28 protein-coding genes and 1 tRNA gene are annotated in these 26,431 nt (G+C 63.1%); 13 read left to right on the plus strand and 16 right to left on the minus strand.

Annotated elements, in window-relative coordinates:
* The first annotated feature begins 38 nt into the window (after positions 1-38).
* A complete protein-coding gene (locus tag AC1DZP_RS03055; RefSeq protein ID WP_477300089.1) occupies positions 39-320 on the plus strand; it encodes a hypothetical protein in 282 nt (93 codons plus the stop codon).
* A 45-nt stretch (positions 321-365) separates the two neighbouring features.
* Here AC1DZP_RS03055 and AC1DZP_RS03060 read toward each other — a convergent pair whose 3' ends face one another.
* Together AC1DZP_RS03060 and AC1DZP_RS03065 are read right to left on the minus strand one after the other, a co-directional pair.
* On the minus strand, positions 366-1,940 hold the full coding sequence (locus AC1DZP_RS03060) for an alkaline phosphatase D family protein (protein WP_477300090.1): 1,575 nt from the start codon (positions 1,938-1,940) through the stop codon (positions 366-368).
* Between the two features lie 154 nt (positions 1,941-2,094).
* A complete protein-coding gene (locus AC1DZP_RS03065; RefSeq protein WP_095084143.1) occupies positions 2,095-3,378 on the minus strand; it encodes an MFS transporter in 1,284 nt (427 codons plus the stop codon).
* A gap of 73 nt (positions 3,379-3,451) precedes the next feature.
* Between AC1DZP_RS03065 and AC1DZP_RS03070 the strand changes: the two genes are divergently transcribed.
* Together AC1DZP_RS03070 and AC1DZP_RS03075 are read left to right on the plus strand one after the other, a co-directional pair.
* Complete coding sequence (locus tag AC1DZP_RS03070; protein WP_477300091.1) at positions 3,452-4,069, plus strand: TetR/AcrR family transcriptional regulator; 618 nt, start codon at positions 3,452-3,454, stop codon at positions 4,067-4,069.
* 45 nt (positions 4,070-4,114) lie between these two features.
* Positions 4,115-4,708, plus strand: coding sequence for a hypothetical protein (locus AC1DZP_RS03075; RefSeq protein WP_477300092.1), 594 nt, complete (start codon positions 4,115-4,117; stop codon positions 4,706-4,708).
* Between the two features lie 9 nt (positions 4,709-4,717).
* Here AC1DZP_RS03075 and ppa read toward each other — a convergent pair whose 3' ends face one another.
* The 6 genes from ppa to AC1DZP_RS03105 form a co-directional block, all read right to left on the minus strand.
* On the minus strand, positions 4,718-5,251 hold the full coding sequence (gene ppa, locus AC1DZP_RS03080) for an inorganic diphosphatase (RefSeq protein WP_457150615.1): 534 nt from the start codon (positions 5,249-5,251) through the stop codon (positions 4,718-4,720).
* A gap of 111 nt (positions 5,252-5,362) precedes the next feature.
* Positions 5,363-5,869, minus strand: coding sequence for an N-acetyltransferase family protein (locus AC1DZP_RS03085; protein WP_477300093.1), 507 nt, complete (start codon positions 5,867-5,869; stop codon positions 5,363-5,365).
* Positions 5,870-6,111: 242 nt separating this feature from the next.
* On the minus strand, positions 6,112-6,750 hold the full coding sequence (locus AC1DZP_RS03090; protein WP_477300094.1) for a TPM domain-containing protein: 639 nt from the start codon (positions 6,748-6,750) through the stop codon (positions 6,112-6,114).
* A gap of 9 nt (positions 6,751-6,759) precedes the next feature.
* Positions 6,760-7,641 carry a TPM domain-containing protein gene (locus tag AC1DZP_RS03095; RefSeq protein WP_477300095.1) on the minus strand — a complete coding sequence of 294 codons (882 nt, stop codon included), beginning with the start codon at positions 7,639-7,641 and terminating at the stop codon, positions 6,760-6,762.
* 4 nt (positions 7,642-7,645) lie between these two features.
* Positions 7,646-8,494, minus strand: coding sequence for a TPM domain-containing protein (locus tag AC1DZP_RS03100; RefSeq protein WP_477300096.1), 849 nt, complete (start codon positions 8,492-8,494; stop codon positions 7,646-7,648).
* A gap of 182 nt (positions 8,495-8,676) precedes the next feature.
* Entirely contained in the window at positions 8,677-9,315 is a 639-nt protein-coding gene (locus tag AC1DZP_RS03105) for a LemA family protein (protein WP_095084414.1), read from the minus strand.
* A 163-nt stretch (positions 9,316-9,478) separates the two neighbouring features.
* On the opposite strand from AC1DZP_RS03105, the gene AC1DZP_RS03110 reads away from it, so the two are divergent.
* The 6 genes from AC1DZP_RS03110 to AC1DZP_RS03135 all read left to right on the plus strand — a co-directional run bounded on the left by AC1DZP_RS03110 (position 9,479) and on the right by AC1DZP_RS03135 (position 15,022).
* Positions 9,479-9,730 carry a hypothetical protein gene (locus AC1DZP_RS03110; RefSeq protein WP_477284649.1) on the plus strand — a complete coding sequence of 84 codons (252 nt, stop codon included), beginning with the start codon at positions 9,479-9,481 and terminating at the stop codon, positions 9,728-9,730.
* A gap of 13 nt (positions 9,731-9,743) precedes the next feature.
* Complete coding sequence (pdxY, locus tag AC1DZP_RS03115; RefSeq protein ID WP_477300097.1) at positions 9,744-10,628, plus strand: pyridoxal kinase PdxY; 885 nt, start codon at positions 9,744-9,746, stop codon at positions 10,626-10,628.
* Positions 10,625-11,440 (plus strand): DUF429 domain-containing protein, encoded by an 816-nt coding sequence (locus AC1DZP_RS03120; RefSeq protein WP_477300098.1) that lies wholly within the window; start codon positions 10,625-10,627, stop codon positions 11,438-11,440. The genes pdxY and AC1DZP_RS03120 overlap by 4 nt, the downstream gene beginning before the upstream one ends.
* 253 nt (positions 11,441-11,693) lie before the next feature.
* On the plus strand, positions 11,694-12,338 hold the full coding sequence (locus AC1DZP_RS03125) for a carbonic anhydrase (protein ID WP_457150622.1): 645 nt from the start codon (positions 11,694-11,696) through the stop codon (positions 12,336-12,338).
* A 95-nt stretch (positions 12,339-12,433) separates the two neighbouring features.
* Positions 12,434-12,847: a nuclear transport factor 2 family protein gene (locus AC1DZP_RS03130; protein WP_477227832.1), complete on the plus strand. Its 414-nt coding sequence runs from the start codon at positions 12,434-12,436 to the stop codon at positions 12,845-12,847.
* A gap of 120 nt (positions 12,848-12,967) precedes the next feature.
* Positions 12,968-15,022 (plus strand): M3 family metallopeptidase, encoded by a 2,055-nt coding sequence (locus AC1DZP_RS03135; RefSeq protein ID WP_477300099.1) that lies wholly within the window; start codon positions 12,968-12,970, stop codon positions 15,020-15,022.
* Positions 15,023-15,102: 80 nt separating this feature from the next.
* Here the strand turns inward: AC1DZP_RS03135 and AC1DZP_RS03140 are convergent, their stop codons facing one another.
* The 4 genes from AC1DZP_RS03140 to AC1DZP_RS03155 all read right to left on the minus strand — a co-directional run bounded on the left by AC1DZP_RS03140 (position 15,103) and on the right by AC1DZP_RS03155 (position 19,835).
* On the minus strand, positions 15,103-16,578 hold the full coding sequence (locus tag AC1DZP_RS03140; RefSeq protein ID WP_477300100.1) for a M81 family metallopeptidase: 1,476 nt from the start codon (positions 16,576-16,578) through the stop codon (positions 15,103-15,105).
* A gap of 123 nt (positions 16,579-16,701) precedes the next feature.
* Complete coding sequence (locus tag AC1DZP_RS03145; RefSeq protein ID WP_095084132.1) at positions 16,702-17,526, minus strand: carbohydrate ABC transporter permease; 825 nt, start codon at positions 17,524-17,526, stop codon at positions 16,702-16,704.
* Entirely contained in the window at positions 17,523-18,392 is an 870-nt protein-coding gene (locus AC1DZP_RS03150; protein ID WP_095084131.1) for a carbohydrate ABC transporter permease, read from the minus strand. The genes AC1DZP_RS03145 and AC1DZP_RS03150 overlap by 4 nt, the downstream gene beginning before the upstream one ends.
* Before the next feature lie 207 nt (positions 18,393-18,599).
* On the minus strand, positions 18,600-19,835 hold the full coding sequence (locus AC1DZP_RS03155) for an ABC transporter substrate-binding protein (protein WP_477300101.1): 1,236 nt from the start codon (positions 19,833-19,835) through the stop codon (positions 18,600-18,602).
* 181 nt (positions 19,836-20,016) lie between these two features.
* Between AC1DZP_RS03155 and AC1DZP_RS03160 the strand changes: the two genes are divergently transcribed.
* The 3 genes from AC1DZP_RS03160 to AC1DZP_RS03170 are packed head-to-tail and all read left to right on the plus strand — an operon-like array spanning position 20,017 to position 22,785.
* Positions 20,017-20,829, plus strand: coding sequence for an SDR family oxidoreductase (locus AC1DZP_RS03160; RefSeq protein WP_477300102.1), 813 nt, complete (start codon positions 20,017-20,019; stop codon positions 20,827-20,829).
* Positions 20,826-21,893 (plus strand): ABC transporter ATP-binding protein, encoded by a 1,068-nt coding sequence (locus AC1DZP_RS03165; RefSeq protein WP_477300103.1) that lies wholly within the window; start codon positions 20,826-20,828, stop codon positions 21,891-21,893. Before AC1DZP_RS03160 ends, AC1DZP_RS03165 begins: the two co-directional genes overlap by 4 nt.
* Positions 21,894-21,903: 10 nt before the next feature.
* Positions 21,904-22,785 (plus strand): MurR/RpiR family transcriptional regulator, encoded by an 882-nt coding sequence (locus AC1DZP_RS03170; protein WP_477300104.1) that lies wholly within the window; start codon positions 21,904-21,906, stop codon positions 22,783-22,785.
* Between the two features lie 12 nt (positions 22,786-22,797).
* On the opposite strand, the gene AC1DZP_RS03175 is transcribed toward AC1DZP_RS03170, so the two are convergent.
* The gene (locus AC1DZP_RS03175) at positions 22,798-23,115 is read right to left on the minus strand and encodes a DUF167 domain-containing protein (protein ID WP_457150631.1); all 318 of its coding nucleotides are present in this window, start codon (positions 23,113-23,115) and stop codon (positions 22,798-22,800) included.
* A 12-nt stretch (positions 23,116-23,127) separates the two neighbouring features.
* A complete protein-coding gene (locus AC1DZP_RS03180) occupies positions 23,128-23,418 on the minus strand; it encodes a YggT family protein (protein ID WP_477300105.1) in 291 nt (96 codons plus the stop codon).
* A 160-nt stretch (positions 23,419-23,578) separates the two neighbouring features.
* On the opposite strand from AC1DZP_RS03180, the gene AC1DZP_RS03185 reads away from it, so the two are divergent.
* Positions 23,579-23,654 (plus strand) — tRNA-Ala (locus tag AC1DZP_RS03185).
* A gap of 307 nt (positions 23,655-23,961) precedes the next feature.
* Here AC1DZP_RS03185 and ccoS read toward each other — a convergent pair.
* Together ccoS and AC1DZP_RS03195 are read right to left on the minus strand one after the other, a co-directional pair.
* Positions 23,962-24,108, minus strand: a complete 147-nt coding sequence (gene ccoS, locus AC1DZP_RS03190) for a cbb3-type cytochrome oxidase assembly protein CcoS (protein WP_095084125.1) — start codon at positions 24,106-24,108, stop codon at positions 23,962-23,964.
* Positions 24,105-26,399 (minus strand): cation-translocating P-type ATPase, encoded by a 2,295-nt coding sequence (locus tag AC1DZP_RS03195; protein WP_477300106.1) that lies wholly within the window; start codon positions 26,397-26,399, stop codon positions 24,105-24,107. The genes ccoS and AC1DZP_RS03195 overlap by 4 nt, the downstream gene beginning before the upstream one ends.
* Positions 26,400-26,431 lie beyond the last annotated feature (32 nt).

Raw genomic sequence — 26,431 nt, forward strand, 5'->3', positions numbered from 1 at the left:
AGGCGGGAACCTTTCGAGGCCCGGACAGTTCGAACGTCATGACCGATAAACTCAACCGATTTTGGCCGCTCATCGCGTCCGCTGCCTTTGCCGTCCTGCTGGCGGCCAACGCCGCGCAGTCGGCCGCGACGCAGAAGGAAGCGCGGCCTGCCTTGCCAATCGTTGCGCCATCCGCCGAGCAGGTCTTTGCCGACGCACCCGACGGAGTCGACCCGATGGTGACCGGCCCGGTCAGCGCCGCCTTCAAGCAGAGGCAGGACGCCGCCAACTGCGACACCGCCGTCTGGCCGAACGTCCCGATGGTCTGCTATCCCGACTGACGACCGCCGGCAGCGGTCGTTATCCCAGCGATGACGAAGGTCGGCTTACGCCGACCGCACCGGGTCGAGCGTGACCTTGTAGAGTTCGTTGTCGTCGCGATCCATCAGCCGCACCGTCATCTGCTCGCTGGCGCCATTGATATCGACCAGCCCGAAGAATTGCAGGCCGGCCGACGGCGGCAGGTTCTGGCCTTGCTCGGCGGTTGGCGCCTTGATGAATTTCAGCTCCGGACCGAAGGTCATGTCGAAATCGTTCGGGCCGAACGTGCCTGCATGGATCGGGCCCGAGACGAATTCCCAGAACGGATTGAAATCCTGGAACTGCGCCTTGTCGGGATTGTAGTAGTGCGCGGCGGTGTAATGCACGTCGGCGGTCAGCCAGACGGTGTTGCTGATCCCAGCGTTCTTGATGAAACGCAAAAGGTCGGCAATCTCGAGCTCGCGTCCCTTGGCCGGGCCGTTGTCGCCATTGCTGACCGCTTCCGCGCCGACCTTCTTGGCGCCATCGTCCCAGACGACGAGGCCGAGCGGCATGTCGGCGGCGATGATTTTCCAGGTCGCCTTCGAATTTGCCAGTTCGCGCTTCAGCCATTTCGTCTGTTGTTCGCCGAGCATGCGCGATTGCGGCGTCATCTCGTCTTGCATGTCCGGACCGTTGGGGCCGCGATAAGAACGCATGTCGAGGAAGAACACGTCGAGCAGCGGCCCATAGGCAATCTTGCGATAGACGCGGCCCGGCTCGGACGGTTCGTAGCGGATCGTCGTCATTTCATGGAACGCACGCGCCGCGCGTGCCGCCAGCACATGGATGGATTTCTCCGTGTAGCGGTTGTCGGCACTGAGATCCTTCGAATCCGACCAGTTGTTCAGCACTTCGTGGTCGTCCCACTGGTAGAATGTCGGGCAGATAGCGCTGAGGCCCAGCACGTTCTTGTCCATCATGTTGTATTTCCACTGATCGCGGTATTCGTCCAGCGTCTCGGCGACCTTGCGCTTGCCGTCGATCAGCACGACGTTCTTCCACTTGCCGCCCCCGGGCAGGTCGACCTCGTCCTTCATGGCGCCGTCGGCATAGATTGTGTCGCCCGAATGCAGGAAGAAGTCGGGCGTGTGCTTGCCGATCGTGGCGTAGGTCTTCATGCCGGTCTCGTCGATACCCCAGCCCTGGCCGGCGGTGTCGCCCGACCAGGCGAACTTGATGTCGCGCCTGGAGGCAGGCGCGGTGCGGAAGCGGCCGGTGATCGGCTCGGAAACCACATTGATGTCGGCGAGATCGGCTGCCGTCATGCGATAGAAGATGTCCTGGTCGGAAGCGAGGTCGGTGAGCAGACGCTTGACCGTATAGTCGCTGGCCGGCGAGGTATCGAGCGGCGCCAGGCGGACGGCATCAGTGAAACTTTCGGTCGACGACACTTCGAACATGACGCGCGACGGCCGATCCGTGCGCGTCCACACCATGCCGCTGGTGGCGTCGACATCGCCTGACTGGACGCCATGGGTGAAGGCCGGGCGCTGGCTGGCGCGTGAATAGTATGGCATTGCCAGGCCTGATACGCCAACCAGGCCAGCGGCGCTGGCCGAGGTGACGAAAGCACGGCGGGTCATCGAGAGCTTGTTCATGGCTGTCTCCTGGATGGCGTGAACGGTGCCACCAAGGTCCAACCTCAATGTTTCAGGCGCATCTCCAAACCATGAAGGTTTGATAACAGCCAACAGGCTGGGCACGTTCTCCCCTTATCTCCAGGGGGAGAAGGGAGAGCCGCACCCAGTCGCCTTAAGCCGCTTGCGGTTCCGGATCGAAGGCCGGTCGGCTGGTGTTGATCAACAGCGAGATACAGGCGGCGGCGATTGCCGTCATGCCGGCGATCATGAAGGCCAGCTCGTAATTGCCCTGAAGCTCGCGCATCGTGCCGCCGAAGGCTGCGGCAGCAGCCGCGCCGATCTGATGTCCAGCGACGATCCAGCCGAACACGATCGGACCGCTGCGATCGCCGAACGCCTCGTTGGCGAGCCTCAGCGTCGGCGGCACGGTGGCGATCCAGTCGAGGCCGTAGAGCACCGCGAAGATGATCAGGCTGGTTGCCGAGAAGCCGGAATAGGGCAGGTAGATCAGCGACAGGCCACGGATCCCATAATAGACGCCGAGCAGCTTGCGCGGGTCGAAACGGTCGGTGAGCCAGCCCGACAGCGTCGTGCCGATCAGGTCGAAAATGCCCATCATCGACAGCAGGCCGGCGGCCTGCACCTCGCCGATGCCCATGTCGCCGCAGAAGGCGATCAGATGCGTGCCGACCAGTCCGTTGGTGGTGAAACCGCAGACGAAGAAGGTGGCGAACAGATACCAGAACACGCGCGTGCCGGCGGCGCGGCGCAGCGTCGAGAACGTGTGGGCGAGGAAATTGCCCTGCGATGCCGGTGACACCGGCGGCACATCGTCGGCCGCGGCACCATAGCGCACCATGCCGATCGAAGCCGGCCGCTCCGGCACCAGCAGCCAGACCAGCGGCACCAGAGCAGCGGTGGCGATCGAAACGGCGATGACAACCGGCTGCCAGCCGCCCGACTGTGCCAGCGAGGCGATCAGCGGCAGGAACACCAGCATGCCTGAGGCACTGGAGGCCGACATCAGCCCCATGACAAGGCCACGATTGGTCTTGAACCAGCGGTTGACGATGGTGGCGCCGAGCACGCTGGCAACAGCGCCGGAACCAATGCCCGAGAACACGCCCCAGGTGATGAACAGATGCCAGGGCTTGGTCATCAAGAGGCTGAGTGCGGTCGAGCCTGACATCACCACCAGCGAGGCAAGCAGCGTGCGGCGCAGCCCGATCCGCTCCATCAGGGCGGCGGCGAACGGCCCGGTCAGGCCGTAGAGCAGGATGCCGACACCGGCGGCCAGCGAAACGATGTCGCGGCGCCAGCCGAAACTGTTCTCCAACGGCAGCATCATGACGGCGGGCGCCGAGCGCAGGCCGGCCGCGACCAGCAGGCAGAGGAAGATGACGCCAACCACGACGAAAGCGTAGCGCTGGCCAAACGGACGGGATTGAGCTATCATGTTACTGACCGGTACGTTTCAGATGGGAGAAGGTATACGTACCGATCGGTAACATTGTCAATCGAGTTCCATGATGCCAACGGACAAAAATATTGAACTGACCATCAGCGACGGTCATGCATCGGCGCCACCGAAGGCCGCCAAGAAGATCCTCGACGTGGCCTACGAGCTGTTCTACCGGCGCGGCATCAGGGCGATCGGCGTCGACGAGATCGTCAAGCGCGCCGGCGTCACCAAGCCCAGCCTCTATCGCAGCTTTCCCTCCAAGGATGAGCTGGCGGCCTCCTATCTCAGGCAGTACGACCAGGAATACTGGGAGCGTTTCGATGAGGCGGTCGCGGCCCATCCCGGCGACCCGCGCGCGCAGATCAAGGCTTTCCTGACCCGCATCGGCAAACGCACGCAAGTGGCGGACTATCGCGGCTGCGGCATGACCAATGCGGCGGTCGAATATCCCGAACACAGTCATCCGGCCCGCGTGGTCAGCGAAGCCAACAAGCAGGAATTGCGCCGCCGCCTGCGCGGCATGGCGGCTGCGATGGGCGCGCAAGACGCCGACACCTTGGGCGACGGCCTGCTGCTGCTGATCGAAGGCGCCTATATCAGCGGCCAGCTGTTCGGGCTCGGCGGCCCGGCGCAATCGGTCGCTCGCAACGCCGATCTGCTGATTGAAGCGAGCTTGAAGAAATAGCGTTTGACGCTACGCTGCGATGGCTTGCAACGGAGATTGTCGGCGATGCGCGCTCTTCTGATCCCGTTCGTCTTGGTCGGTTTCTGCCAGGCTGCGCAGGCCAGCGATATATCTAGCGCCTATACCGATCTCGATTGGAAGAAGGATTGCGTGACCTACGCGCAGGCCGAAGAAGGCGACGGCGACTGGGCCGATCTCGCCTGTTCGGGCTATCGCGGCTACCCCGTGCTCATCGCCTATGACGACGCGCGCGAATCGCTGTTTTATGGCTTTCCGCCCGGCAGTGACATGACATCGGTTTGGGAGAGTTTCTCCGGCTTCAATTCATCCGGCGCCAGGATCGAGTGGCGCATCGAAACCACGGGCGACAAGGCTGTGCCCTTTGCCGCGATCCACCGCCGCTCGATCAGCAACCCGGACGATGAAAACAAGCCGACCGAGGTGCTGCTCGTCGCCAAGGTCGGCCAGATGGACGCCCGCGATGGCTGCACGGTCGGCCTGGTGCTGGCCACCGGCAATCCCGCCGCCAACGATCAGGCGCGCAAACTGGCAGACGACAAAGCGCGGACGTTCGCCTGCGGCAAGGACCGGCACACCGTCATCGGCAACGTGCCGGCTTTCGGCCGCGTCGATAACTGACCTGTCGGGCTACTTGCTGGCCTTGGCCCGCGCGATCGCCTCGAGGATCATCTTCTTGGCATATTTGGAATCGTGCCAGCCTTCGATCTTGACCCATTTGCCGGGCTCGAGATCCTTGTAGTGCTCGAAGAAGTGCTGCACCTGCTGGCGCGTGATGTCGGGCAACTGCGTGTACTCTGTGACATTCTCGTAGCGCAGCGTCAGCTTTGGTGACGGCACGGCGATGATCTTTTCGTCCTGGCCGGCATTGTCTTCCATGATCAGCACGCCGATCGGCCTGACATTGATGACGCAGCCCGGCACCAGCGCACGGGTGTTGCAGACCAGCACGTCGATCGGATCACCGTCGCCCGACAGCGTGTGCGGCACGAAGCCGTAATTGCCGGGGTAGCGCATCGAGGTGTGGAGGAAGCGGTCGACGAACAGCGTGCCGGCCTCCTTGTCCATCTCGTATTTGATCGGCTCGCCGCCGATCGGCACCTCGATGATGACGTTGACGTCCTCAGGCGGATTCTTTCCGCTGGCTATGGCTTCAATGCGCATGGCTTTGTCCCTCTTATCGATGAAAGATCGATAGCGGGCGAGGCGCGGCGGCGCAATGCGGCGAATGGTGCTGGGTAGGGTCAGGTGGATAGTGGCCGAAAGGCCGGGCCGTCACTCCCAGACGAAAGCGACCTTCTTGAGCGCCTTCTGCTCGAAGATTTCGACACCCTCGGCAACATCACGGCCGCCGGCGCCGGCGTAGAAGGCGAGCGCGTTCTGGTTGTCTTCCAGCGCCCACACCACCATGCCCTTCAGCCCGTGATCGGCCAGACGCGCCTTGGCTGCCGCGAACAAACGGCTGCCGAGCCCGATACCCTGGTATTCCGGGCGCAGGTACAATTCGTAGATTTCGCCTTGCTGCTTGAGTTCCCGGGCCCGGTTCTTGCCGATCGTGGCATAGCCGGCGATCTTTCCGCCGATTTCGACAACCAGCACGGTGGCGGCGCGGCGGATGGCATTCGCCCACCAATCGGCGCCACGGCGGTTGATCATCGATGTCAGCGTGCGATGTGGAATGATGCCGGAATAGGCGCCGCGCCAGGCCTGCAGGTGCACCTCGGCGATGGCGCCTGCGTCGCTCGGTTCGGCCTTCCTTATGTCGATCGTCAGCGTATTCATGATTTCTTAACCATAAACCCGCATTGCCCGATTGCAAGAGTCAGCGCGGCCCGCCGACCGCTTTCTCACAGACGATCATCGCGTCGGTGACATCGGCGAGAGCCTGTCTGAAAACGCGTTCAGCCGAGATGGATGGCGTGGTTTTCGAGAACCGAAGCGCAGCGGACTTGCAGGTCCGTGAGCATCGGAAGCGCAGAAAGCCGCGCCAGGCGTCCGGCTGAGTAGCGTTTGCAGGCAGGCTCTCAGATCTCGACGAGATGGTCGTCGAGTTCGTTGGTATCGCCCGACGTGACCGGGAAATGCTCGGCCAGCACCGCGCCCACCGTTTCGATCGCTTTGATGAAGCCATCGGCAAGCCGGTCGTCGCCGGCATGCGCGGTCAAGTCGCGCACCACGCCATCCCAGACATGCTGGCCGACTTTGGCATCGATGCCCGAATCGGCGACCACCTCGGCGTAGCGTTCGGCGATCGAGACGAACACCAGCACGCCGGTGCGCGCCGCGGTGCGGTGGACGTTGCGGGCGAGGAACTGCTTGATCGCATTGGCGTGCGCCGCCTGATAACGCATCCGCCTTGGTACCAGATGGATGCGCAGGCCGGGCAGCGCCCACAACAAGGCCAGCACGCAGGCCAGCGCCAGCAGCTGGGCGATAACGAAATGCGGCAGCCGGATCGACAGCCACCAGGCCTCCAGCCCATAACCAACGGCAAGGCTGACGATCAGCATGCCTGCCGTCGCCATGAAGGCGGCCGGGAAGAAATAGCCGTCGCTGGCATGCGCCATGACGCAGTAGATCTCGCCATCGGTCCTGGTTTCGGCGGCGCGGATCGCAGTGGCGATGCGCTCATGATCTTCCGGGCTGATCGGTCGTGTCGCCATGATCTTGTCTCACCAGCTTCCTGAAGAACCGCCACCACCGGATGAGCCACCGCCACCCGAAAACCCGCCGCCGCTGCTTGAGCCGGACGACCACCCGCCACCGGAACTTCCCGATGACCAGCCGCTGCCCGACGACGAACCCGTTGTCCAGCTGCTGCCCGAGGATCCGCTTGGTCCGCGGCCGTAACGAAACGTCATGCCCAGCCATTTGTACACGCCCGGCGACAGCTTTGTGCCGAACGTCGGCGGCAGGAACGCCATCGCCAACCCGCCGAAGAACATTGTGCCCCACAGGATCAGGAACACCGCGACGATGGGGTCGATGGGCATGCTGTTATGGGCGGGATTGCGCTGACCGCGCGCCTCCAGCTCCTCCGGATTGCCTTCCAGCACCATGACCATGTCGTCGACGGCCTTGCTGATGCCGCCGGAGAAGTCGCCGGCGCGGAAGGCCGGCACCATGTCGTTTTCGATGATCAGCTTGGTGTGCAGGTCGGTCAGTGTGCCTTCCAGCCCATAGCCGACCTCGATGCGCATCTTGTGGTCGCTCTTGGCCACCAGCAAAAGCACACCATTGTTCTCGCCGGCCTGGCCGAGTTTCCAGAAGCGGAACAGCCGGTTGGCGTAGGGCTCGATCTCCTCCCCGTCGAGACTGTTGATGGTGGCGACGACGATCTGGTCGGAGCCTTTTGTCTCGAAATCGGCGAGTTTCTGCGTCAGCGCCGCCTCGGTGGCGGGATCGATAATGCCGGCATTGTCGACGACACGGCCCGTCAGCGCCGGCAGCTCGGCGGCGAGGGCCGTGAACCCGACGAATAGCGCCGCCATGGCCACCAGGACTGCCGCGGCGAACCGGCAGGGTCTCGACAGGCTGACGGTGCGTGTTGTCATGCCATCACCAGCTTCCCGAGGAGCCGCCGCCGCCGGACGAACCGCCGCCGCCGGAAAAGCCGCCACCGCCACCGCCTGAAGACCAGCCGCCGCCAGAGCTTCCCGACGACCAGCCGCCACCAGACGACCGCCGGTGTGGCTCGAAGGTCATGCCGAGCCAGCGGTAGCGGCCGGGACCAAGCTTCTGGCCAAAGATCGGCGGCAGGACGGAGACCGCGATGCTGCCGAAGAAGATGATCGCCCAGATGCTGATGAAGACGGCGAAGAACAGGTCGTCGGAATTGAACGGCGCCTGCTGGTTGCGCTCGCCACGCGCCACCAGTTCCTCCGGATTGCCTTCCAGCACCATAACCATGTCGTCGACGGCCTTGCTGATGCCGCCGGAGAAATCGCCGGCGCGGAACGCCGGCACCATGTCGTTTTCGATGATCAGCTTGGTGTGCAGGTCGGTCAGCGTGCCTTCCAGGCCGTAGCCGACCTCGATGCGCATCTTGTGGTCGTCCTTGGCCACCAGCAGCAGGACGCCGTTGTTTTCCTTCGCTTGGCCGAGTTTCCAGAAGCGGAACAGCCGGTTGGCGTAGGGCTCGATCTCCTCGCCGTCGAGACTGTTGATGGTGGCGACGACGATCTGGTCGGAGCCTTTTGTCTCGAAGTCGGCAAGCTTCTGCGTCAACGCCGCCTTGGTGGCGGGGTCGATGATGCCGGCATTGTCGACGACGCGGCCTGTCAGGGCAGGCAGGTCGGCGGCGAAGGCGGTGAACGGGAGGAAGAGGAGGCCTAGAATGGCGTACAGCAAAGCAAGGTTGGCGATCCGTCGCGCCCCCCTCTGTCCTGCCGGACATCTCCCCCTCAAGGGGGGAGATTGGCAGTTTCGTTGACCGCGCCATCTGTCCAACTGGGATTGGCGAAAACCTTGGTGGCGGCCGATCTCCCCCCTTGAGGGGGAGATGTCCGGCAGGACAGAGGGGGGTGTGGACACGCCTACGGTCCGTCTCGTCAGGATTCGGTATCGGAAGGTTTGTTGGCTTAGGCCCCTCACCCGCCCTGCTTGGTGCCGAAATCGACCTTCGGCGTCTGCAGCTTGTCATCGTCGATGGTGAAGTTGGCGAAGGGCTGGTTGCTGCGGAACCAGAAGGTCGCCCACAGCACCGAGGGGAAGGTCTTCAGCGTCAGATTGTAGTCCTTGACCGCCTGGATGTAGTCGCGCCGTGCCACCGCGATGCGGTTTTCGGTGCCTTCGAGCTGTGCCTGCAACGCCAGGAAATTCTGGTTGGCCTTGAGGTCGGGATAGGCCTCCGATACCGCGATCAGCCGCGACAGCGCGCTGGTCAGCCCTGCCTGGGCATCCTGGAACTTCTTGAGGGCTTCGGGATCCTTCAGCGTTTCCGGCGTCACCGTTATCTGCGTTGCCTTGGCGCGGGCCTCGACCACCGCATCGAGCGTGTCCTTTTCGTGCGAGGCATAGCCCTTGACCGTCTCGACCAGGTTGGGGATGAGGTCGGCGCGGCGCTGATACTGGTTCAGCACCTCGCTCCATGCCGCCTTGGCGTTTTCCTCCGCCGTCGGGATGGTGTTGTAACCGCAGCCGGCCAGCAGCGGCAGCACGATCGCCATCATCAGGAAGGCGGGCAGCGTGCGGAACATGGATGGTGGAGCAAGGCGCTGGGCAAACATGATGGGATCCCTCGGTAGAAGTTGCATGCGAAGCATTACCACAATCAGCGGGCAAGAAAACCGCCCGACCGGCGGCCGCTTGCCTGGCACGCCCGGTGCCGTTGCAAGGCCCTGTGATTGGCCGCGCGAACGCGATAAGGTCTTGACGAAACGGGACATCATCATGGCGGACCGCCAGGACAGCGAGAGGGAATCGCGCCGTATCCTCGAGCGCATCGCGCGCGAGACGGATCCGGCCGGCAATTCGTTTGTTGCGCGCAGCACCAAAGGCATGCGCGACCACGTCACCGCGGCCGATGCCGACCGTGCCGACCCGATCGAAGTCTGGGGCACGCGCATTGGCCGCACACTCGGCCTGCTGCTGACGCTGGGCCTGATGGTCTGGCTCGTGCTTTACGTCATCCGGGGCAGTTAGGAATCAAAGAACAATGAGTGCCGAACAAACCGACGCGCCGCGTGCGGTCATCGTCATTTCCAGCCATGTCGCGCGCGGCTCGGTCGGCAACCGCGCGGCTGTCTTTGCGCTGGAAACACTGGGCTTTCCGGTGTGGGCGGTGCCGACGATCATCCTGCCCTGGCATCCTGGTCATGGGCGGGCGACGCGGATCGTGCCGCCGCTCGACCAGTTCAAGGCGCTGATGGCCGATCTCGAGCGTGCGCCGTGGCTGGGTGAAGTCGGCGCCGTGCTGTCCGGCTATCTCGGCGAGGCCGGCCAGGCCGAGGCCGTCGCCTCGCTGGTCGCCGCGGTGAAGGCAAAGACGCCTGACGCCGTCTATATCTGCGACCCGGTGATGGGCGATTCGGGTGGCCTCTACGTGCCGGAACCGACTGCTGCCGCCATGCGTGATCGGCTGATGCCGATCGCCGACATCGCCACCCCCAACCGGTACGAACTGGAATGGATGGCCGGCGCACCCTTGCCCGACCTGAAATCGGTAATCGCGGCCGCCCTTCACGCCGGGCCATCGACCATGCTGGTCACCTCGGCGCCGTCGCTGATGACCGGTGGCACGGGCAACCTGCTGCTCGACGGCAACCAGGTGCTGCTGGCCGAGCACCGCCTCATCGACAAGCCGCCGAACGGTCTCGGCGACCTGACGGCGGCCGTCTACCTGGCGCGCATCCTGTCCGGCCAGCCGGCGATCAGGGCGCTGCAGTCGACCACGGCGGCGGTCTACGAGATCCTGGCGCGCACCGCCAAGCGCGGCGGCGACGAACTGCAGCTCGAAACCGATGCGCAGAGCCTGGCGAACCCGATGGCGATGGTGCAGCTTCGCCACCTCACGCATCCGGGGAGGGACCGGCGGGCGTGACCCTGGCCACGACCGTCGTGACCGTCGGCGTCGACGGCTGCAAGGCCGGCTGGATCGCCGTGCGGCGCGATCCCGGCTCGATCCCTCGTAGCCCCGGCTCGATCCCTCGTAGCCCCGGTTCGACACCCTCTGTCAATGTCTTTGCAAGCTTCACAGCCCTGCTTGCATCACTGCCAGTCGACGCGGTTCTCGCCGTCGACATGCCGATCGGTCTGCCCGAGTTTTCAAGCAGAGGCGGGCGCGGCCCGGAAGCGCTGGTGCGGCCATTGCTCGGGCAACGGCAGTCCAGCGTCTTTTCGATCCCGTCCCGCGCTGCGCTCTATGCCGATACGGGCGACTTCACCACCATCGAAGCCTGGTATGCCGCGCATCGCCGGGCAAGCGAGGTGGCCATGACCACATCAGACCCGCCGCGCGGCGTTTCGATCCAGGCGTTCGGCATTTTTGCCAAGATCCGCGAGATCGACGCCTTGCTCATCGCCCGGCCCGAATTGCGTGGCCGCATCTTCGAATCGCATCCGGAAGTCGCTTTCTGCCGGCTAAACGGCGGTCAGGCCATGCAGCTGCCGAAGAAGATCAAGGGCAGCATCAATCCGGCCGGCATGGCGGAACGAAGGGCGCTGCTGAGCCGGCACGGCTATGAGATGGGCTTTCTCGATCAGCCGCCGCCGCGCGGTGCCGCCGCCGATGATTTTCTCGATGCGGCGGCGATGATGCTGATTGCCGGTCGCATTGCCGGCGCTGAGGCACGGCCATTTCCCGACCCGCCGGGCCGCGACGGTTTTGGCATCCCCGTCGCCATCTGGGCGTGAACCCAATAGCTCAAGCCATGCGTCTTGCATGGCGATTGGCGGGCAGCCATCTGCAATTCGGCATTGCCCGCAACAGGCTTTTGCCGTTAGAGGCTCTCTGGAGCAATTCTAGGAAAAGTGTGAAGCGGTTTTCCGTTCGGAATTGCGCCAAAGCAAAACAGATAGAGCGGTTCGACGTTTCCGTGAAACGGTGACCCGCTCTAGACCGCAACGAGCTGCCGCATCCAACCCGGAAAGGCTCCAGACGCCGCCCATGCCCCATCTCCCCGACCATCTTCTCGCTGGCTACCGCAGTTTCATGAGCGGCCGCTATCTCACCGAGAGCGGACGTTATCGCGAGCTTGCCCGCGAAGGCCAGGCACCCGAAACCATGATCGTCGCCTGCTGCGACTCCCGCGCGGCCCCCGAAGCGATCTTCGACGCCGGCCCCGGCGAACTCTTCGTGCTGCGCAATGTCGGCAATCTGGTGCCGCCTTACGCGCCGGACGGCGAGTTCCATTCGACCTCTGCCGCACTCGAATTCGCCGTGCAGAGCCTCAAGGTCAAGAACATCGTCGTCATGGGCCATGGTCGCTGCGGCGGCATCCGCGCAGCGCTCGACACCACGTCCGCACCACTGTCTCCCGGCGACTTCATCGGCAAATGGATGAGCCTCATCGCACCAGCGGCCGAGACCGTGTCCTCCAGCACCTTCATGACGGCGTCGGAGCGCCAGACCGCGCTGGAGCGCATTTCGATCCGCTATTCCATCGCCAATCTCAGGACCTTTCCTTGCGTCTCGATCCTCGAAGGCAAGGGGCGGCTGTCGCTGCACGGCGCCTGGTTCGACATTTCGACCGGCGAACTCTGGGTGATGAACAAGGAGACCGGCGATTTCGAACGACCGGAGTTGGCATAGACACATGATCCAGAACCGAAGGAACGCGCCAGCGAAAGGTGACAACCGGCTCTTCGGGTAGCTGATAGCCGATAGGAAGACGGAGGCAGCACATGATGGGAGATCGCCGTTCGATCACTTTCGTCGCGGCAGCGTTGCTGTTTTCGATCATTCCAGTCCATGCCGACGATGGCGCCATCATCAGCCGATGGTATTCGGCCCTCCTGGTCGCCGACCGCACTGAACTGTCCGACCTGCTCGCCGACGACGTCCGCATCAAGCTGGACGACCTCGGCATCGTGCAGAGCAAGCAGGAATTCATCGCCTCGATCGATGAATGGCAAGGCGCCGTCGCGGGTGCGGAGATCCGGCACCGGATCGAAAAAAGCGAAGGCGGCGTCACCACCGTGATCGCCTGCTATGATTTTCCCAACAACGACATGCTGATGCAGGAAACCTTCGCGGTGACCGACAATCGCATCACCGCGAGCTCGCAAGCGGCGATCGCCGAGAATTGCGACGGTTACTGACGAAAACCTGACCGGTGGCACTGTTGCGCGCGGTAAACCTGCGCCCTACATCGGTACCAACTCACCCTGCCCACCGCCTTCACCGGCGCCCGGCCTGCCTTCACCAAGGAAAGATTGTCCATGCATTCCACGAAAGTCGTCGACCTCGCCATCCATCCGCTGACCGCGTGGCAAGGGCCGCTCGGCCTGCCCGATTTCACCCGCATTGGCGACGACGATTTTGCTCCGGCCTTCGACGCGGCATTGCAGGCGCATGAGGCGGAGATCGAGGCGATCGCCGGCAACAAGGAGGCGCCGACCATCGACAACACGCTGCAGGCGCTGGAACTCGGTGGCGAGGCACTCGACCGTGTCTCGTCGATCTTCTGGTGCCGCGCCGGCGCCCACACCAATGAGACGTTCCAGGCACTGGAGCGCGACATCTCGCCAAAAATGTCCAGGCATTTCTCGGCAATCTCGATGAACGAGCGGCTGTTCGCCCGCATCGACGACCTCTACCATCGCCGGGAAAGCCTGAAGCTCGATGCCGAGACGCTGCGGGTGCTGGAGAAGACCTGGAAGGGGTTTGTTCGCTCCGGCGCGAAGCTCGACGTCGACGGCAAGAAGCGGCTGGCAAAGATCAACGAGGAATTGTCGTCGCTTGGCACGAATTTCGGCCAGAACGTGCTTGCCGACGAGCGCGACTGGGCGCTGTTCCTCGACGCGACTGATCTTGCCGGTCTGCCGGACTTCCTGAAAAGCTCGATGGCCGAAGCCGCCGAGATGCGCGGCCAGAAGAGCCGCTATGCGGTCACCCTGTCGCGTTCGATCTACGAGCCGTTCACGACCTTCTCGGAACGCCGCGACCTGCGCGAGATCGCCTTCCGCGCCTTCACCATGCGCGGCCAGAATGGCGGCGCCACCGACAACACAATTGTTGTGCGCGACATGCTGAAGCTGCGCGCCGAAAAGGCAAAGCTGCTCGGCTACGGCTCGTTTGCCGCGCTGAAGCTCGACGACACCATGGCCAAGACGCCGAAGGCAGTGCATGCGCTGCTCGATCCGGTCTGGGAGAAGGCAGTGGAAAGGGCCGCCGCCGACCAGAGCGAACTGCAGCGGCTGGCGACGGAGGCCGGCAGCAACGAGACATTCGCCGCCTGGGACTGGCGCTTCTACCAGGAGAAGCTGCGCGCCGAAAAGTTCGCCTTCGATGAGGCCGAACTCAAACCCTATCTGCAGCTAGACCGCGTCATCGACGCCTGCTTCGACGTGGCGACAAGGCTGTTCGGCATCACCTTCGAGGAAAAGCAAGGCATTGCCGTATGGCATCCGGACGCACGCGTCTTCGTGGTGAAAAATGCCGATGGCAGCGAGCGCGGCCTGTTCCTCGCCGACTATTTCGCGCGGCCGTCAAAGCGCTCCGGCGCCTGGATGAGCGCGCTCAAGTCCGGGTACAAGCTTGGCCACGGGTCGAAACCGGTGATCTACAACATCATGAACTTCGCCAAGCCGCCGGCCGGCGAGCCGGCCTTGCTGTCGGTCGACGAGGCGAGAACGTTGTTCCATGAATTTGGCCACGCGCTGCACGGCATGCTGACCGACGTCACCTGGCCGTCGGTTTCCGGCACCTCGGTCAGCCGCGATTTCGTCGAATTGCCCTCGCAGCTCTACGAACACTGGCTGACGGTGCCGGCGGTTCTGGAAAAGCACGCGCTGCATGTGAAGACCGGCAAGCCGATGCCCAAGGCGCTGCTCGACAAGATGCTGGCGGCGCGCACCTTTGGCGCCGGCTTCGCCACGGTCGAATTCACCTCTTCGGCGCTGATCGACATGGCCTATCACGCGCGGCCGGATGCGCCAGAATCGCCACTTCGTTTCGAAGCCGAAACGCTTGATAAGCTCGACATGCCGGACACTATCGCGATGCGTCATCGCACTCCACATTTCGGCCATGTGTTCTCCGGCGACGGTTATTCGGCTGGCTATTACTCCTACATGTGGTCGGAAGTGCTCGACGCCGACGCCTTCGCCGCCTTCGAGGAGACCGGCGACCCCTTCAACCCCGGTCTCGCCGAGAAGCTGAGGAAGAACATCTATGCCGCCGGCGGCTCGAAGGACCCCGAAGAGCTCTACACAGCGTTTCGCGGCAAGATGCCGTCGCCCCATGCGATGATGGTCAAGCGCGGGCTGGTGTAGCGCCTGCTTCTTCCTTCTCCCCCTGGGGGAGAAGGACAGGCCGCGCACGGTCGCAACAATGGCAAACCCTTATCCCGGCTCTATACCGCCCACGGGTCCGCCACCCTAGGCCACACCGGCCGCGTCAGCTTCTTGTAATCGGTCACCGCCGGATTGCTCGGATACGAACTCGGCGCCGAGACATAGATGATCTCGGCGGCGATCGGCTCGAAGCCGGCATAGAAATGATTGGTCGACTTGATCAGCAAGATATCCTTGGCCATCGGATCGACACCGATGTTGGAAAAGATATCCGGTTCGAAGGTCTGCGTGCGATTGGTGTTGAGGATGATGTCGACCTCGGTGCCTTCGATACGCACCAGCGCCGTCGGCCCGAGCGTCACCCGGCTTGGCCCGAAACTCTGCCAGCCCTCCCGAACGGCCTTCAGCACCCGCACCCGCGCGTCGATCGGCTCGCCGGCCTGCGGGCCGGCCTTGCCGCCGAAACGCAGGTCGATGACGGCACCTTCGCCTGCCGCCAGGCAGAAGGTCACCGCGATCGGATCCCAGATTGTTGCAACGCCGATGGTGTTCAGCCCGCGCGCCAGCATCTGGCGCAGCACGACGGTGCCGTCGCCCGGCACACCGCCGCCGGGATTGTCCCAGATGTCGGCGACGACCACCGGCTTGCCTGGGTTTTCAGCGCGCACGGCCAGCGCCCGATCGATGCCGTCAGCGGCGCTCAACATCGTCATCGCCGTCTCTTCGCGCAGCGCGTAGAGTTCTCGCCCCAGCCGTTCCGCCAGCGCATCGCCCTTGGCCTTGTCGTTGTCGGTGACGACCAGGATGCGCGTGCCCATTTCGGCCACGTCTGCTGCCATGAAGCCGTGGACGATCGAGACCGACAGCACGCCATTCCTGCCGTGCAGCGCCTTGATGCGGTCGACGAAGGAGCGCATCGGCTCGCGGCTGGTTGGCAGCACCTGGATCATGCGGCAGTCGAAGGTCGAGATGACAGGTCTGATCTCACCACGGGCCGCGGCGAGGCCAAGCTCGACGACATGTTCGCCACGCTCGTAGAAATCGGTATGCGGGAACTCTAGGAAGTAGGCCATGATGTCTGACGCGGCGACACGCTTTGGTGTCAGATGGCTGTGCGGATCGAACTCAGAGGCGATCACCACCTTCGGACCCACCATCTTGCGGATGCGCTCGAGTAGGTCGCCTTCGCAATCGTCATAGCCTTGCGCCACCATGGCGCCATGCAGGCCAAGAATGACGGCATCGACCGGCAGTGCCGCCTTGAGCTGGCCGAGAATCTCGTCGCGCAGCGCCTCGTAGGTCTGCCGCTGCACCAGGCCGCCGGGCTCCGCCCAGGTGGCGGTGCCCTCGATGACGGTCAGGCCTTCGGTCGCCGCGCGCCGGCGCAGGGCGACCATCGGCGAGGAACACAGCGTCGGTGTCTCCGGATGCTTGCCGGGTCCGGCATAGAACGCCATCTCGAACGAGGCCCTGTCGGTTGGCACCGGCGAGAAGGTGTTGGTTTCCGTCGCCAGCGAGGCGGTGAAGATGCGCATGAGAACTCCGTGGATGCTGGAGCAATTCCAGGAAAAGTGTGAACACTTTTCCATCCGGAATTGTGTCAAGACAAAGAGATAGAGCGGCTCCGCGTTTCCGCGAACGATGAACCGCTCTAGCGGCTATTTGACCGCCCCGAGCGCCAGCCCCCTGACGAGGTAGCGCTGCAGCCAGATGAACAGGATCGCCACCGGCAAGGTCGCCAGCAGCGTGGCCGCCATGACATGGTGCCATTCGATGGTGTAGCGGCCGGCGACCAGCGAAAACACCTGGATCGGCAGCGTGTAGCTTTCCTGGCTGCGCAGCATGGTGAGCGCCACGACGAATTCGTTCCAGGCATTGATGAAGGTAAAGATGGCGGTCACCGCGATCGCCGGCAGGCAGAGCGGCAGGAACACCTTGCGCAGGGTCAGCCAGCGGCCGGCACCTTCCATCCAGGCCGCTTCCTCGAGATCGCGCGGGATGGTGTCGAAATAGCTCTGCAGCATCCACACCGTGAAGGCGACGTTGAAGGCCATGTAGATGAAGCCCAGCGCCGTGGTGCTTTCGACCAGGCCCCAGGCCGCCATCAGCCGGAACAGGCCGAGCACCAGCACGATCGGCGAGATCATCTGCGAGATCAGCAGGAACTGGCGCAAGGCGCCGTAGCCGGCAAAGCGGAAGCGCGACATCGCATAGGCCGCCGGAACCGAAATCAGGATGGCGCCGACGGTGGCGATAACAGACACGTAGAGCGAATTGAGCAGCGCCTGGCCGAAGCCGGTCGCCACCCACATGTCGGAGAAATTCGACCAGCGGAATTCGCTCGGCCACCAGGTCGGCGACAGCACTTCCTGCCTCGGCTTGACGGCAGTCAGGAACATCACCGCAAAGGGAAAGATCGTCACCACGATCAGTGGCGCCAGCAGCAGCCAGGCAATGATCGAACGCTTCAGCTTACTCGTCATCCGCGTTGCTCCCGCATCGCCAGCCGCACATAGATCATGGTGAAGACCAGCAATATGGCGAACATCACCAGCGAGACCGCGGAAGCCTCACCCAGTTTGCCGATTCGGAAGGCCAGCTTGTAGAGGTGGGTGACCAGGATGTCGGTCGAATTGGCCGGCCCGCCCTGCGTCATCACCCAGATGATCGGGAAGGAATTAAAGACGTAGATGGTGTTGAGCACGATGGCGATGTTGATGAACGGTTTCAGCAACGGAAAGGTGATTTCGCGGAACTGCTGCAGCGATGTCGCGCCTTCGAGTGCTGCCGCCTCGTAGAGGTCGTCCGGAATCGACGACAGACCGCCGAGGAAGATCGTCGTCGTGAACGGCACCGTCACCAGGATGCCGATCAACACCTGCATCGGAAAGGCGGTCTCGGCGCTCGCCAGCCACTGGATGTTGTGGTCGATGAGGCCGAGGCCAATCAGCGCCGAGTTCAGCATGCCGCTTTCGCCGCTCAGCGCCCAGCGCCAGACCACGGCGGTCATGGTCAGCGACACCGCCCAGGGCAGCATGATGATGACGCGGGCGACGCCGCGGCCATAGAAATCGGTGTTGAGGATCATCGCCACCGGGATCGACAGCAACAGCGCGCCACCGACGACCAGCACCGTCCACTGTCCGGTGCGCCAGAGCGCGGCCATGAAATCGGGATCGGCAGCGAGCGCCGCGAAATTGGCGAAGTCGTTGAATTCGCGAAGCTGACCGAAGCGACTGACCTCATGCGTCGAGATCTGGACCAGGTCCCACACCGGCCAGAAGATGACGACAGCCGCCAGGAACAGGCTGGGCAAGGTCAGGAGATAGGGCAAGAAGCGATTTTGCATCGGCTGACCTAGAGCAATTCCAGGAAAAATGTGGAGCGGTTTTCCGTCCTGGATTGCGTTGAAAACGGAGAGATAGAGCTGTCAGGCGTTTTCTGTTGAACGATGACCCGCTCCGTGGCGAATTCGAAATTCGCCTCGGAAAAGTGTGGCGCGCCCGATCGTCTGGGCGCGCCACGGGCGCGGGAGAGACGCCCTATTTCCTCAGCACTATTTCTTCAGCACTGCATTGGCCTTGGCAGCGGCGTCCTTCAGCGCTGCCTCGGGTTCGGCGCTGCCGAGATAGATTTTCTGCATGGCGTCCGACGTGATCTGGGCGACTTCTTCCCAGCCTGGGATGATCGGTGCGAAGCGGGCGTCGGGCAGCAGGGCGGTGAACGCCGCCAGATCGGCATTGTTCACATAATAGTCCATTTTGGCCTCTTCCTTGTTCACCGGCAGGAAGCCTTCGCCTTGCGTGAACCTGGCGCGCTGCTCGGTGGTGAACAGGAAATCGAGCAGCTTCCAGGCCTCGTCCTTGTTCTTGGAGTTCTTGAACATGATGATGGAATCGGTCACGCCATAGGTGCCGCGCGCACCGGTCGGTCCGGCCGGAATGGCCGCCACGCCGTATTTCAGCTTTGGCGCCTCGTCCTTGATCTGGTTGGACAGGAAGGGTGCCGTGATCATCATGCCGACCTTGCCCTGCTTGAACAGGTTCTGCACATCCTCGCGGTTGTTGGAGGTGACGCCCGGCTCGGTCAGGCCCTCGTCGATCATCGACTTGTAGAGCTTGGCGGCTTCGAGCGCGCCCGGCGTGCCGAGGCCGGAGGTGCCGTCCTTGTTGAGGATTTCGGTGCCTTGGGACCACATCGCATAGTAGTAATAGACGTCGGTCTCGATCTCCTTGCCCTGCAGGCCGAAACCGAAGGTGCCGGAACCGAGCGCCTTGATCTTGCGCGCGTCTTCCTGCAGCTCGGTCCAGGTTGCCGGCGGATTGGCGATGCCGGCTTTCTCGAACAGCTCCTTGTTGTAGTACAGCGCACGCGCCGAGGCCGCGATCGGCAGGCCGTAGGTCTTGCCGTCCATGATCGAGGGTGACAGGAAGGTGTCGATGAAGCGGCCCTTGAAGTCGGGCTTGATATAGCTGTCGAGCGGCTCGGCGACATCCTGCTGGACAAAGTCGATCAGCCAGCGCGTGCCGATGATCGACAGATCGGCATTGGTGCCGGCGGTGATGTCGGTGGTCAGCTTCTGCAGCAGCACATCCCACGGTACCACTTCGAACTTGACGGTGATGCCGGGGTTTGCCGCCTCGAATTCCTTCTTGACGCTGTCGAAATAAGGTCCAGTCTTGGCGCTGTACTCGGCGACAGTGACGCGCACCTCGCCCGCATTTGCCTGCGCCGCAAATGCCAGCATGCTCATTCCGGCCATCAGGCCGACAGTCCATTTTGCAAGGCTCATTTGATGTCTCCCATTTTGATTTTGCACCTGCGCGCCTCTCCGCGACCGGCAAAGAAGATTTATGTGACTTTCCTACATTATCGATGATTGGAAGGCTTGCAAGCAGATTATTCTGTTGCTTAATTACATTTAGTGAATTAGGCCTGATACGAATGTCAGAACTCCCGGAGGATGACACACGGTGGTTTCGCAAACCGAATTCGAAGGCAGGGCCAAGTTCGAAAGCAGGGCCGAGTTCGAAGGCAAGACTGTAGTGGTGACCGGTGCTGGCGGCGGCCTCGGCACCGCCATCGTGGCGCTGATGGCGCAACGGGGCGCCAGGGTCGTCGGTTGCGACCAGTCGAGCGAAGCGTTGAACAGCCCGCACCTTGCCTCCCGCCATGTCTTCGATCTTCTCGACCGGGCTGCGATAGACGCGGCGATCGCAGCGATCCTCGACCGGGATGGCGTGCCGGACATTCTCATCAACAATGCCGGCTGGACGCGCGCCGAGACGCTCCCTGCCCTCACCTCCGACAAGATCGAACAGGAGCTCAACCTCAACCTGACCGGCGTCATGATGTTCGCCGATCCGCTGGTCAGGGCGATGGCCAGCCGCGGCTCGGGTAGCGTCGTCTTCATCTCATCGGTCAATGCAATCGCGCATTTCGGCAATCCCGCCTATGCGGCGGCCAAGGCCGGGATCAACGCCTATGCCAAGGCGATTGCCGTCGAGCTCGGCCGCAGCGGCCTGCGCGCCAATGTGGTTTGCCCCGGATCGATCCGCACTGCCGCCTGGGACCATCGCCTTGCCAAGGATCCTGAAATCCTCGGCAAGCTGCAGCGGCTCTATCCGCTCGGCCGCATCGTCAACGCTTCGGAAGTGGCCGAAGCCGTCGCCTTCCTTGCCTCCGATCGCGCATCGGGCGTAACTGGGGTGGTGATGCCGGTGGACGCTGGCCTGACGGCCGGTTGCCTGCCATTCATCGACGACATATTGGGAGCGCGATCATGACCGACGTCGAGTTCCGCGACCTGTCGAAATCCTTCGGCCAGCACAAGATCCTTGAAAACGTCAGCCTCGACATCAAGAGCGGCGAGTTCGTCGTGCTGGTCGGGCCATCCGGCTGCGGCAAGTCGACCCTGCTGCGCATGCTGGCCGGGCTGGAGACGATCACCTCCGGCGACCTGTTGATCGGCGGCGTGCGCGCCAACGCGCTGCCGCCGCAGCAGCGCAACATCGCCATGGTGTTCCAGTCCTATGCGCTGTTTCCGCATCTGAAGGCGTCGGACAATATCGGCTTTGGCCCGAAGATCCGCGGCGAGGCGCGCGCCACGGTCGACGCAAAGGTCAAGAAGGCGTCCGGCGTCCTCAATCTGTTCTCCTATCTCGACCGCTACCCCCGCCAGCTTTCCGGCGGCCAGCGCCAGCGCGTCGCCATGGGCCGCGCCATCGTGCGCGAACCATCGGTGTTCCTGTTCGACGAGCCCTTGTCCAACCTCGACGCGCAATTGCGCGTGCAGATGCGCGTCGAGATCAAGGCGCTGCACCAGCGGCTGAAATCGACGATCGTCTATGTCACCCACGACCAGATCGAGGCCATGACCATGGCCGACCGCATCGTCGTGATGGACCGCGGCAGGATCCAGCAGGTCGGCGCGCCGCTGGAGCTCTATGACCGACCGGCCAACAAATTCGTCGCCAGCTTCCTCGGCTCGCCTTCGATGAGTTTTGTTTCCGGTTCTCTCAAGACAACGCCTGAGAAAACCTGGTTCGAGTCGACAGGTGGCGGGCGGCTCGCGCTTGCCGGCAAGCAGGTGTCGGCGGGTAGTGCGGTGGAGGCCGGTATCCGGCCCGAACATTTTGTCATCGGCGAGGCCGTCGACGCGATGGCGATCAAGGTGGATGTCGTCGAGCCGACCGGCTCCGAAACACATGTATATGGCGCCATCGGCACCGACACGGTGCGCGCCGTGTTCCGCGACAGGGTGCCGGTCAGGCCGGGCGACGTGCTGCCGGTGAGCGTCGATCCCGGCAACATCCACCTGTTCGACAAGGCGACGGGTCTGCCCGTATGAAAACACGAATATGAAGACGCCGGCCGATATCATCACACGCCTGCAACTGATGTTGCAGGACGGCACGAAGTCGGATCGCAAGCTGGCCGCCTTCGTGCTTGCCGACCTCGATCTGGTCTCCAAGGCGGCGATCTCGGAAATTGCCGCCCGCGTTGGCGTCAGCGAGCCGACGGTGACCCGGTTCTGCCGCAACCTCGGTTGCGAGGGCCTGCGCGACTTCAAATTCTATCTGGCGCAAGCCATCGCCATCGGCGGCCAGTATCTATCGCCGGAGCCGTTGAGCCGGGATGCCCGCGAACAGCGCATCGCTTCCGCCATCACCGAGGCAGCGATATCAGCCATCCAGCGCGCCAGCGAAAACCTCGACATGACGACGCTGGTCGCCGTCGCCGCGCGCATCGCCGTCTCCGGCAACGTTCTGTGCATCGGGTCGGGCGGCATTTCCTCGATGATGGCGACCGAGATGCAGAACCGGCTGTTCAGGTTGGGCGTTTCGGTGCTTGCGCAGATCGACGGACAGCTGCAGCGCATGTACGCCGCTGTTGCCACCCCCGACACCACGCTGATCGCCTTTTCGGTTTCCGGCTATGCCCGATCGGTCATCGACGCGGTGCAGGTCGCCCAGCAGTATGGCGCCACCACCATCGCCATCACGCCGCCTGACTCGGCACTCGCCAAAGCCGCTGACACGGTCATCCATTTCCAGTCGCTCGAGGACGGCAACATCTACAAGCCAACATCGTCGCGCTATGCGCTGCTGTCGATCGTCGACATGATCGTCACATCGGTCGCCGAGACGCGCGGACCAAAGGTTTTGGAAAACCTGCGCCGCATCAAGCAGAGCGTGAACACGTTGAAAGTCGACGATCCGCGTTTGCCGCTGGGGGATTGAACCGCCAGGGCATCAGGACTGCTGGCCGAGCGCCTCGATGCCTTTCGCCAGCGTCGCTGGGTCGCCTGCAATGCGCACGGTCTTCAGCCGGGCGGTGCCGCCGGCGACAATCGAGACGGCGGACGCCGACACGCCCAACGCCTTGGCGAGCAAACGCTCAAGCGCCTGATTGGCGGCGCCGTTTTCCGGCACTGCGCGGACGCGGGCCTTCAGGTGGCTTCGCCCATCCGCCAAGGTCTCGATGCCTTCAAGCCTGTCCAGCGCCGCTTTTGGTGTCAGCCGGACGAACAGGTCGATACCGTCATCGCGCAGGCGGAACGGCGTGCTCATGCAGTCATGGGTTCACAAGACCAGAGGCGCCACAGTGGTGAGCAGGAACTGCCGGAAGAAGAACAGGATCAGCAGGAGGATGATCGGCGAGATGTCGATGCCGCCAAGGTCCGGTATGAAGCGCCGGATCGGCCGCAACGCCGGCTCGGTCAGCCGGTAGAGCATGTTGCCGATGCTGCCGACGAACTGGTTGCGCGAGTTGACGACGTTGAAGGCGTAGAGCCAGGAAAAGATCGCCGAGGCGATGATGACCCACCAGTAGAGGTCTAGCGCCATGACGATTGTTTGAATGAGGGCGAGCATGCCGGTCTCCAATTGTTGCCGACATGTAGCCATTGCGGGCGAAACCGGCAAGGGCCGCCGTCCTCCGCGTGCTGGGCTGACGACCGGCAGCCGCGGATTTCGGCAAAACGCCGCCTTGACAGGAAAGCGCGGCGCCCGATAAATGCGCCATCCGCTGGACGGGGCTGTAGCTCAGCTGGGAGAGCGCGTCGTTCGCAATGACGAGGTCAGGAGTTCGATCCTCCTCAGCTCCACCAGCGGATTTTGGCGAACCTTTGGCCACAGTACCTGCTCGGAAAAGCCTCGTGTTGTCCGAGGCTTACACTCTTTGCTCTTTGGTTCGGCCGTAACTGAGTCCAGATCTCGAGGCCTTCTGCAGGTGTATTTGCTTCCCGTCTCCCGGGTCCATTTCCGTGCCCACAATTTTCCAAGGAAGATGCGAAGCAGACCTTTCGACAACCCCCGCAGGCTGCCGGTCATCTCAGTCGAAACTTTTCCTAAACTGGCCCTTTGAATTTGAAGCGTGGATCGACCGTCCGCAAGAAGGTTTGCTTCCTCGCTGTTTCATTCCTGGTCGTCATCCATAAGGATTCGCTCGGCCGCCCCGTCGAGATCGTCATACTGTCCTGAACGCAGCGCCCACATGAAGGCGGCGAGCCCTGCAAGGCCCATCAGAATTGCGATCGGCACGAGAACGGACAGGTAGCTCATGATCCTGTAGCCATCGCTTGAATGTTGGCGTGAGTCGATGCGGCTTGCCAGCGGGGCGGTTTTCGACATGGGCGATTGCTGAGACGAAGTGCGTTGGACACAACGACAATCGAAGACAGCGACATCGCGACCGCTGCCACAAGTGGAGTCACGTGGCCGAGGATGGCGACTGGTACCGCGATGATGTTGTAGCCGATCGCCAGCGTGAAATTCTGGCGAATCAGGATTCCTGCATTGCGCGAGATTTCGAGAGCGTCCGTCACAGCCGAAAGACTCGGGTGCAAGAAGACGAAGTCCGCGGCGTTGCGGCCGACATCGGCTGCCGTCGCGGGCGCCATAGACACGTGCGCGGCCGCAAGCGCTGGAGCATCGTTCAGGCCGTCGCCGACCATCAGAATCGTGCTTCCGGCCTTGCGCAGTTCGGCGATGCGCGCAACTTTTCCGGATGGAAGCAGTTCCGGCATGAAGCTGTCGATCCGGAGAGATGACGCAAGTTCTTCGACGACAAGTCGTCGGTCCCCAGAGAGGATTCCGACAGCAAGGCCTTGCCGCTGCAACCGGCTCACCGTCTCTCGAACATCAGGACGATTGCCGTCCTCGAATACGAAGCTGGCCAACGGCGCGCCGTCTTTCACGAGGAGCGAAACGGAGAAAGCGCGCTCATCGGAAATTGCGGCTTTGCGGCCAAGCGCCCAGTCCGGTCGGCCGATGCGATAGATATTGTTTCCCGCTCGCGCTTCCACTCCACAGCCCGGATGTTCTGAAATCCGGTCGAACTCCGGAAATGCCTGACCGTTTTGTACAGCGTCCGAGATCGCCGCAGACATTGGATGCCTGGAACGGGCGACGATCGCCGCCGCGATTCCCAGGGCATACGGTTCGATGTCGCTGGCGTTGACGAGGCGCGGCTTTCCAAGTGTCAGGGTTCCCGTCTTGTCGAAAAGCACGGTGTCGACTTCCGCAAGCCGCTCCAGCGCCGAGCCGTCCTTGACCATGATACCTTTCTCGAAGAGGCGGCGCGCGGCCACGACCTGGACGATCGGCACGGCAAGGCCCAGCGCGCAGGGGCAGGTGATGATCAGGACGGCTATCGCGATCGTGACCGATGCGTGCCAATCGCCGGTAGCCGATATCCAGCCGAGGAACGACAGCAGGGCCATCACGTGCACCACCGGAGAATAGAGGGCGGCGGCCCGGTCGGCCAGCCGGCGGTAACGCGCCCGTCCGCCCTCGGCTGCCTCCATCATCCGGACCATTTCGGCAATGAATGAGCTGTCCGCACGCGCAATGGTCCTGACCGTCAACGGACCCGTAAGGTTCGTCAACCCTGCCTGGATCATGGTCCCTGGTCCGGCGTGCTTGGGTGCGGCCTCGCCCGAAACCAGCGAGCAATCGAGTTCGGAAGCGCCTTCCGTCACCACCCCGTCGAGCGGGATTCGATCACCAGCGGCAACGAGTAGGGACGCTCCGGGCTCGATCTCGCCAACCGGGACGTAGCGCCGCTGGCCATCGGCTTCGATGATCGTTGCGCCTGCAGGCGCCAGCCTGGCCAGGCCAGCCACCGCCGAGCGGGCCTTTTCACGCATCAAATGGTCGAGTGTACGGCCGATCAGCAGGAAGAACAGAAGCGAAGTCGCAGCATCGAAATATGCATGAGTGGCGTTGTGGACCGTGTCGTAGAGGCTAAGCGCGAAGGCAAGCGTCACACCAACCGAAATCGGCACGTCCATGTTGGTCCGTCGCTGGCGAAGCGCAGACCACGCAGAGGCATGGAAAATCCGCCCCGAGTAGATCAAGGCAGGCAGCGCAAGCACCGCCGATATCAAGTGGAAGGCTTGACGTGTGCCCGCATCGGCGCCCGACCACACAGACACGGACAGAATCATGATGTTCATTGCCGAGAACCCGGCAACTGCGAGCGCCCGGATGAGCCGCGAATACTCAGGATCGCGCGGATCGGATTCGATCGAGAACACATGTGCATCGTAGCCGGCGGCGCGCAGAGCCCCGATCAGATCGGGCGAGCTGATTTCCGCCGCACGCCAATTCACCGTGACGCGCTTCATGGAGAGGTTCACGCGGGCAAATTCCACACCGGGCAGTCTCGACAGGGTACTTTCGACCGTTGCGATGCAGGCCGCGCAATGAATACCGGGAACCGAAAGAGCGGATTGTCGGGCGCCGTTACCGAGATCACGACTGGCCAGCCGGATTTCCTCCGCCGGGTTCGACCCGGCATCAATCCCGGCGATCGACAAGGCGGCCTCCGCACCGGGCGCGCAACAGGTCATGGGTCAGCAGCCTTTTGCGGCCTGAGCATAGC

Source organism: Mesorhizobium sp. P2_F8 (assembly GCF_056403655.1).